Genomic DNA, 8655 nt, shown 5'->3' with positions numbered 1-8655 from the left:
CTTGTGATTTTATTCATCTTATCTTTAACTCAACCATTTTAAAACCCACTTACAAAAAGATCCCTATAAACCTATGTCACTTGTGAAGGGGTGCCGAGCCTGCGAGGTGGGGTAGTTGAGCAAAAGTGCGTAACTCCAGTAAATAATCAAAATCATTAAAATCACCAAAATAATCAATGCCCTTGATAGACGCCAAAGGGCACCTATGTTATAGTTTGCGCTCAAATCAAGTATACAGTTAGGTTTGAATCATGCGACTTCCTTATGCTCAATCAACGCATCCGGTCACACAGAAATTACACAAAATTGTACAAAGCAAAAAAACGAATTTGGCTTTGTCCGCTGATGTCACAGATAGTAAATCACTTCTAAAGCTTGTTGAGAAAACGGCAGATCATATTGCTATCTTAAAAACGCATATTGATATCGTCTCTGATTTTACACCACAATTGACGCGAGAATTACGCCAAATCGCTGATGAAGCAGGGTTTCTTATCTTTGAAGATCGTAAGTTTGCCGATATTGGTAACACCGTTTGCCACCAAGTGCGTGATGGGGTTTATCATATTGCCCAATGGGCAGATATTATTAATGCCCATCTTTTGCCTGGGGTTGGCATTATTGATGGGTTAAAAGAAGGGTGTAAAGGGCGTGACATTGGTTTACTACTTTTGGCACAAATGAGTAGTAAAGGCAATCTATTTAGTGATGAATACACACAACAAACGGTTGTTGAAGCAGAGCAAAATAAAGACTTTGTGATGGGCTTTATTGCGCAAGAAAAACTAAGTCAAGATAATGATTTAGCCACGATGACACCAGGGGTGAATTTTGCCTCCAGAGGTGACAACTTAGGGCAAAACTATAACACCCCTGAATATGTTATCACGCACAAAAAATCAGATATTATTATTGTTGGACGCGGTATTTATGGTGCAGAAGATCCGCAAGAAGCAGCTTGCCACTACAAAGAGCAAGCGTGGAATTTATTAATTAATTAATTGTTTCAAGTTTTTTAGCACCTTGTGTATTTTGAGTATTTTGTGCATTTGAATTTATTTTGATCTTCTTAGGTTGCATTGCTTCTGGAATCTCTTTGACTAAAGCAATGTTTAATATACCATTTTCAAATTGTGCATCTTTGACCTCAATATGATCAGCAAGTTCAAAAGTGTGTGTAAATGAACGCTCAGCGATACCACGATGAATAAATTTACGTTCTTTGCTGTCTTCATTTTTGTTGCCGGTGACAGTTAACTTACCTTGATGAACAACAATATCAATCTCAGATTCTTTAAAGCCTGCAATTGCCATGCTGATTAAGTAATCATGCTCACCTAAAACTTCGATATTGTAGGGAGGGTAGCTGGTTGGTTTACCTGTTTCAGCCAATGCAAATAAGCGATCAAAGCCAATGGCGTTTCTAACAAGTGCATCTAATGTATTCATAATTTCACTCCTAATTTAGCAAGTTTGTTCTAGTTTTTTTTGAAGTCATAGTCATATGACTCAAAAGGTTTTGTAATACCCGTTTGGCGTATCACGAGCTGATAGATAGGGGTGTAAATTGTAATTTCAAGAAAAATTGTTAAATTTAATCATAAGATAAAAATGAATACCTTTGGCATTACTTGTTGCTATGCTATGATGCCAATGGATAGTATAAGTTAGGAAAAGTAATACATTATGTCGAGTAAAAAAGTAGCGACAATCGATTTGGGTTCTAATAGTTTTCACATGTTGATCTCACAGGTGACAACCGAAGGTGATATCAAAGAGCTGTATCGTGGTAAAAGCAAAGTACAGTTAAGAGCCGGACTCACCGATGACATGGGACTTACTGATGAAGCTAAAACCCGTGCTTTGGAGTGTCTGCAAAACTTTGCTTTGTCAATCGATCATTATCAGGTCGATGAAGTCAAAGTCGTTGGCACATATACTCTACGTAAGGCACAGGATAATATTCAAGACTTTTTAACAGAAGCTGAATGTATATTAAAAACCAAAATTGAAGTTATTTCAGGTGAAGAAGAAGCGCGTCTTGTCTATGTCGGTGCTTCTTCCATAACACAAGCCAAAAAGAAACAAGCCTTAATTATTGATATTGGTGGTGGTTCAACGGAACTAGTTATTGGTAAGGGGCAGAATCTAAAGGCATTAGTCAGTCTTGAAATGGGTTGTGTCAGCATGCAAAACCAGTTCTTTAATGACGGTTTATTAAGTCTTTCCAATATGACACAGGCAATTACCTATGCGCACACCTTAATTGAGCCGATTGCTACAGAATACAGTCAAAAAGGTTGGGAAGTCGTTCTGGGATCCTCTGGTACCATTCGCTCGATTTCGGATTTAGCACTAGCAAACAACTGGTCAGATGGCAGCATTACGCGTGAGGTTTTAGAGAATTTGGCCGCTGAGTTATTACAAAAGAAAGTGGTGGCTAATATTCACTTTAATGGTCTAAGAGCAGATCGCGAAAACATCTTAGCAGGTGGATTTTGCGTGCTTTATGCGCTGTTTAATCGTTTATCGATTAAAAACATGTTGAAATCAGATGGTGCATTGCGTGAAGGCATGTTATACGAGATCGTCAATAATTATCAAAACAATAAGGATTAGCTATGTCTTATGTTCAAGCACCATTAGCTTATCGAATGCGCCCTAAAAACATCAAAGACTATGTAGGGCAGCGACATTTGTTAGGTGAGCAAAAGATACTAACACGGATGCTTGATAAGTCTCATATCGTGTCAATGATCTTCTATGGCGACCCAGGTGTTGGTAAAACCACTTTAGCCAAAGTGTTAGCTCATGAGCTTTCCTATCACTTTATAGAGCTTTCGGCAGTTAGTGCTGGTGTTAAAGACATTAAGCTTGCTGTAGAATCGGCAAAAATGCATTTTGCTGAGCATAAGCAGGCAACTATTTTATTTTTAGATGAGATTCATCGCTTTAATAAATCACAACAAGATGCATTATTACCTCATGTTGAAAGTGGTGATTTAATCTTAATTGGTGCGACGACGGAGAATCCATTTTTTTCAGTTAACAATGCATTATTATCACGCTTAACGGTGCTGCGTTTAAAACCGTTGTCTCTTGATGATATCAGCGATCTTTTGCAATATGTGCTGATCTATGACGAGACACTATCAGCGCATGAACTAATACTACCTGATACGGTTATTGAGAAAATATATCATTATGCTAAAGGCGATTGCAGACAAGCACTTAATGTCCTTGAAATGCTCTTTTTAATGGCAAATACGAGTGAGCAAGAATCAGTTGAATTAAATGATGAGTTGCTAAATATTGCGCTGGGTGAAAACGCGCATAAGCTTGATAAACAGGGCGATTATTTTTATGATCAATTATCCGCATTTCATAAGTCAGTGCGTGGTTCTGATCCAGATGCTGCGATTTTCTGGCTTGCCAATATGATCGAAAGTGGCGCTGATCCTTTGGTGATTGCAAGGCGCATGCTGTGTATTGCCTCAGAAGATATTGGTAATGCCGATCCACGCGCGCTTAATGTTGCCTTAGATGCATGGCAGTCGTATGAACGCTTAGGATTACCAGAAGGGCGCTTGCTACTAATTCAGGCAGCAATTTACCTCGCTTCAGCGCCTAAGAGTAACGCATCATACATGGCATATAAGAATGTTTTTAGCGATTTAAAAAATCATTCAGATGTCAGCGTACCAATGCATTTGCGTAATGTGAAACCTGCAGGAGAGATAACAGGGCAAAGCTATAAATACCCACATGACTTTCCAGATGCGTATGTTAATCAGCGCTATTTACCTGAAGGTGTAACTCACCAATATTACTATCCAACGGATAGGGGGCTTGAAAGTAAAATTGCGCAAAAGCTTACGTATTTAAAATCAAAATGCAAAATATAACATATCACAAACAATCGTTTACATTACAATGAATAATATCTATCAACTCTACAAAATAAATTAATTATTTACAAAAGCATTAAATCTCGCCATTATTTACCTTCCTTGTTCAAAAATGCGTGACTAAACACATCATCACGCCCAAATATTGAGAGTTTCACCAATAATGAGTACTCAACATCAAATTAATCAAAAAAATTTAAGTAAGCGTCAGTTTGGCGTCATCTGGTTTATGGAACTATGGGAGCGTTATGCTTTTTATGGCTTTCAATCATTGTTTTTATTATTTATCACTGCAGAGCATCTTGATGAATCTAAGGCTTATCTGATTTTTGGTATCTTTGCTGCACTGCTATATTTAACACCGACTATTGGCGGCTATATTGCCGATAAATATATTGGTATTAAGCGTGCTTTAGTTGCCGGTGGCATTATGCTTTTTGTTGGTTATGGCATGTTGGCATTGACGCATAATCTTAATACCGTTATGTGGGCATTATCGTTTATTATCGTTGGTAATGGTTTCTTTAAACCGGCGCCAACGGCATTAATTTCAAAGATATTTAGCAATAATGCAGCCAGCTCAAATTCAGCTTTCACGCTATATTATATGGGGGTTAATATCGGCAGTTTCCTAGGAATTGCCATTACCCCAATTATTGCTGAACACACAGGCTACTCAGCCGCTTTTGGGATCTCGGTACTGGGGATGATCGTCTCACTACTAAACTATGGCTTGCGTTACCAATTATTGAAAGATATTAACGGTGAACGTGATGGTGAACGCATTAACTTAAGAATTATTGCGATGATTATCTTAGGTTCTTTAGTACAAATCGTTGTTTGTTATTTGCTATTTCAGATATCCGATGTCTCGTTTTACCTGATTATCGCACTGTGTGTTTTGATGTTTATTTATATGCTGCAAGATGCAATGAAAGTGACAGATATCAAAGTACGCTTTATGCAGATTATAGGTGTCTTGTTAGTCATTGAAGCCATTGTTTATTTTGTGATTTATAATCAGATGTTTTCAACCCTTGTCTTATTTGCTAAGCATAATGTGCATTTAACGTTAATTGGTATCGATGTATCACCCGCGACTTATGCTTCACTTGATGCCTTTTGGTTAGTTGTCTTAAGCCCGATTCTTGCGCTACTATATCAAAGATCAAAACGTACCAAATTCTCAACAATCCCTTATAAATATGCACTAGGCACTATCGTATCAGGTGTGGCATTTATTGTATTGTTTCTTATCTGCTTACTAAGCGCTAAAGATGGCTATATCAATGGGAACTGGATGATTTTATTTTATGTTTTTGCGGCCTTAGCTGAGCTACTTGTTGCTGCTCTTGGTTTTTCACTTGTCGCATTATACTTTAGAAAAGAGATTGTCACCCTTGGCATGGGTTTTTTCATGTTGGCGTTAGCAGCTGGTGGGGCACTTGCAGGAAAACTAGGGCAATTAGTTGCCATGCCTGATGGTAAGGTCAATCCATTGGAAAGCTTACCAACTTATATGTCTTATTTCTTTTGGGTTGGATTAATTTGTATTGGCTTAGGTGTTATCTATGTGATATTTGCTTATCTTATGCAGCGCTGGGCTAATAAACATCAGGTTGAATTAAAATAATAAAAAATAGGGCGGTTGAGCCAATTTTAAGATTTTTTTGTGGATGTTAACATTTGAATAATGACAATAATAACAACCGTCACAAGATAAAGTACAACAAACTCTGTTAGTGTATGGATACGAAAAAGACTGGCAATGGACGTCATCACACTGATTATAAGCATCACTGAAGCACCGGTAATAGCACCTGCAGTACCACCTAATTGAGGAAATAAGCTTAAGGTTTTACTCAAGTAAATAGGATATAAAATACCGGTAAGAAAGCAGGCTATAAAGATGTTAATAAGTAATATGCTAAGACTTTGGCTAAAAGTAAAACTCATAATAAGGAATACAACATTACTCATAAGCAAAATTGCAAATGAGATATTCATTAATATTTTATCATCAACAAAGCTTAATACGCGTCTGACGATCGTTCCAACAAAATAAGCGATACCAATAAATAAAGAAATATAACCAAAACTTGCGGCAGAGTAATGTAATATCTCTTGAATATAAAAGCTGCCAATAATCCCAAAATAAAGCAGCAGCATATACAGTACGCCACTTTGTAAAATCGCACCTAAAAACTGCTGACAACTCAGAACAAGCTTATAATTAGCAAACACTTTAGATAGACTTAATTTGTGCTTATGCACGTGAGTTTCAGGCACATAACGATAAACAAATGCCATGAGAATAAAGGAGTAAAATGCGAGAAACACAAAGCTTGCTTTCCATGAAATATACTCTTGTAGCAAGCCGCCAATAAAGGGTGCCAAAATCGGTCCAAGACCCCACGCAATCGTCATTGATGAGGAGACTTTTTTCATCTCTTGTGCGTTAAAGATATCTGTGGCTTGTGCGCGATTCATCGATGACACACTTCCTGCACAAATACCCGTGATAAAACGAAAAATAATAACCCATGACATGGAAGGTGATAATGCAATAGCAATATTAAATACAATATTAAGTGCCAAGCTCCATAAGACAATTTTGCGTCGTCCCAAAGCGTCAGCAATAGTGCCAAAAACAATCATGCCAATAAATGCACCGAGCATAAATAAACTAATGCTTAACTTAGTTGCTGCTGCCGTGCTATTAAAATAGGCACTCATATGTGGCAATGATGGTGTGTAAAGATCAATGCCAATACCAAATATTGGCGTACAAAGTAAAAGTGCAATAAGTGCTTTGGATTTATCCATGATAATTAAATAGTAATATCGGTTTTCATAATGAAAGATAATAGTTGCTTTAGCTTAATTAACAAGATGAACACAAGCATAAGCACATGAATCTTTTTATATAATAGTCATTTTCACTACACTCATTATTTATTCGCATAATATATATTATGTTAAATTGATAGTTATGAGATAAAGCGTTAGTTATAAGTTTAGTTATAAAAAAGCCTCTCCAAATTAACAACTTAGTATTAGACAACTCCTTACCCATTAATGGAAATTTTTTATCATGACTTATTAAACTTCGCCGTGGTTGGCATGCGTCGACCAATGCCAAACGGACGGCGTTGAATAAATAAAATTTGTGGTGCTTGTTTGCGTTTAAACTCAGCTAACTCCACTAATCGATAAATTCTTTTTTGCTCGTTTAAATCTACTTCAGCAACAATGTTCTCCAAGCGCTTTATTTCATCATCTGCCAACAAATCACGCTCTAGATAAAGCTTAAGCATAGCATCAAGATGATCATAATCTGGCAAACTATCAGAATCCTTTTGCCCTTCTGATAATTCAGCAGATGGCGCTTTATCAATAATGCTTTGCGGGATTAATTCACCATATGCTTTATTAATATAATTTGATAAGGCATAAACATCATTCTTATATAAATCACCTATGCAGTTAAGCGCACCACACATATCACCATAAAGCGTCGCATAGCCCACGGCAAGCTCACTCTTATTACCCGTTGTCAGCATTAAAAATCCTGTGTCATTGGAGTATTCCATCACAATTCGCCCACGAATACGCGCCTGCATATTCTCTTTGGTCAATTTTTTAGGCTCAGTGCCAAATGCTTTGCTAAAGTTCCTGCAAGTGAGTAAAAATTCCTCTTTAATTTCACGCGTGAAAAGCTCAACGCCCAAGTTTTGACATAATTCAATGGAATCACTCACCGATCCTTCAGAGGAATACACAGAAGGCATTGTGATTGCTTTGACATTATCTTTACCTAAACTCAAAGCAGCAATTGCCAAAGTCAATGCACTATCAATACCACCAGATGATCCAACAACCACACCCTTAAATCCACATTTATGCACATAATCCTTTAATCCACATATCAGCTGTTGCAAAACAAATGCCTGTGGGTTGTCTTGATATGGCGATTTAAGTATTGCTTGTGGTAAGTGCTCCATATCAATGCTAAAACTCCCCTCTTTAAAGCTATCTGCTAATGCAATAAGCTCTGAGTTGGCATTACACACGAAACTTGCACCATCATATACTAGCTCATCATAACCGCCAACTTGTGAGCTATAGATCACAGGCGCTTTAATTTTTCTGGTGATATTTTTCGCAATCTGTAGACGCTGCTCAAACTTGCCAAACATCGAAGGAGAAGCATTTAATACAATCAAAGCATCAAGGTTTTGAGGTAAATCATCAATCGGATTTGTTATATAGCCTTGATGGTTGTCATACCAAATATCTTCACAGATCAAAATAGCTAAATGCTGACCTTTAAACTTGAAGCTTCGATTTTTGTTTTGTCCGGCAATAAAATGCCTTGTCTCATCAAAAACCCCATAGCTTGGAATAAGCTGTTTGTGATAACAATGAATAATTTCACCTTCAGCAATGACAAGTGCACTATTGTGAAATTTTTTAAGCCCTTTTATTGCTGTTGCCGCACCTATCACCACCGCTGTATCAAGTGTTTTTGTAAGCGTTTTAAGCGCATCAATAATCTGATTTTGTTTGTTGATTACTTCATCATAAGTCAATAAATCATACGGATAATAACCGATAATACAAAGCTCAGAGAATACGATTAAATCCGCTGCCTTATGTTCATGCATCGCACGCGATATTTTTTCAAAGTTATACGTAAAATCAGCAATAGTGTAATTTAATTGAATGACTGAAATTTTCATTTATA

At 37.1% G+C, this 8655-nt stretch carries 7 protein-coding genes; 4 read left to right on the top strand and 3 right to left on the bottom strand.

The window, feature by feature from the left end; all coding sequences use genetic code 11:
* Positions 1-251: 251 nt before the first annotated feature.
* The gene (pyrF, locus tag ACY10D_RS06855; protein ID WP_487000014.1) at positions 252-1001 is read left to right on the top strand and encodes an orotidine-5'-phosphate decarboxylase; all 750 of its coding nucleotides are present in this window, start codon (positions 252-254) and stop codon (positions 999-1001) included.
* Here pyrF and ACY10D_RS06850 read toward each other — a convergent pair.
* A complete protein-coding gene (locus ACY10D_RS06850; RefSeq protein WP_487000013.1) occupies positions 994-1449 on the bottom strand; it encodes an Hsp20 family protein in 456 nt (151 codons plus the stop codon). The two genes, pyrF and ACY10D_RS06850, sit on opposite strands and share 8 nt — an antisense overlap.
* 237 nt (positions 1450-1686) lie before the next feature.
* On the opposite strand from ACY10D_RS06850, the gene ACY10D_RS06845 reads away from it, so the two are divergent.
* The 3 genes from ACY10D_RS06845 (at position 1687) to ACY10D_RS06835 (ending at position 5541) form a co-directional block, all read left to right on the top strand.
* A complete protein-coding gene (locus ACY10D_RS06845) occupies positions 1687-2619 on the top strand; it encodes a Ppx/GppA phosphatase family protein (RefSeq protein ID WP_487000012.1) in 933 nt (310 codons plus the stop codon).
* A 2-nt stretch (positions 2620-2621) separates the two neighbouring features.
* A complete protein-coding gene (locus ACY10D_RS06840) occupies positions 2622-3905 on the top strand; it encodes a replication-associated recombination protein A (RefSeq protein ID WP_487000011.1) in 1284 nt (427 codons plus the stop codon).
* 166 nt (positions 3906-4071) lie between these two features.
* Positions 4072-5541: a peptide MFS transporter gene (locus ACY10D_RS06835; RefSeq protein ID WP_487000010.1), complete on the top strand. Its 1470-nt coding sequence runs from the start codon at positions 4072-4074 to the stop codon at positions 5539-5541.
* A 26-nt stretch (positions 5542-5567) separates the two neighbouring features.
* On the opposite strand, the gene ACY10D_RS06830 is transcribed toward ACY10D_RS06835, so the two are convergent.
* Together ACY10D_RS06830 and ACY10D_RS06825 are read right to left on the bottom strand one after the other, a co-directional pair.
* On the bottom strand, positions 5568-6734 hold the full coding sequence (locus ACY10D_RS06830; protein WP_487000009.1) for an MFS transporter: 1167 nt from the start codon (positions 6732-6734) through the stop codon (positions 5568-5570).
* A 266-nt stretch (positions 6735-7000) separates the two neighbouring features.
* Complete coding sequence (locus ACY10D_RS06825; protein WP_487000008.1) at positions 7001-8650, bottom strand: NAD+ synthase; 1650 nt, start codon at positions 8648-8650, stop codon at positions 7001-7003.
* Positions 8651-8655: the final 5 nt, after the last annotated feature.

It is taken from the genome of Cysteiniphilum sp. (assembly GCF_057495195.1).
The sequence above is the reverse complement of the archived record's forward strand: the minus strand, read 5'-3'. Positions and strand labels throughout refer to the sequence as shown.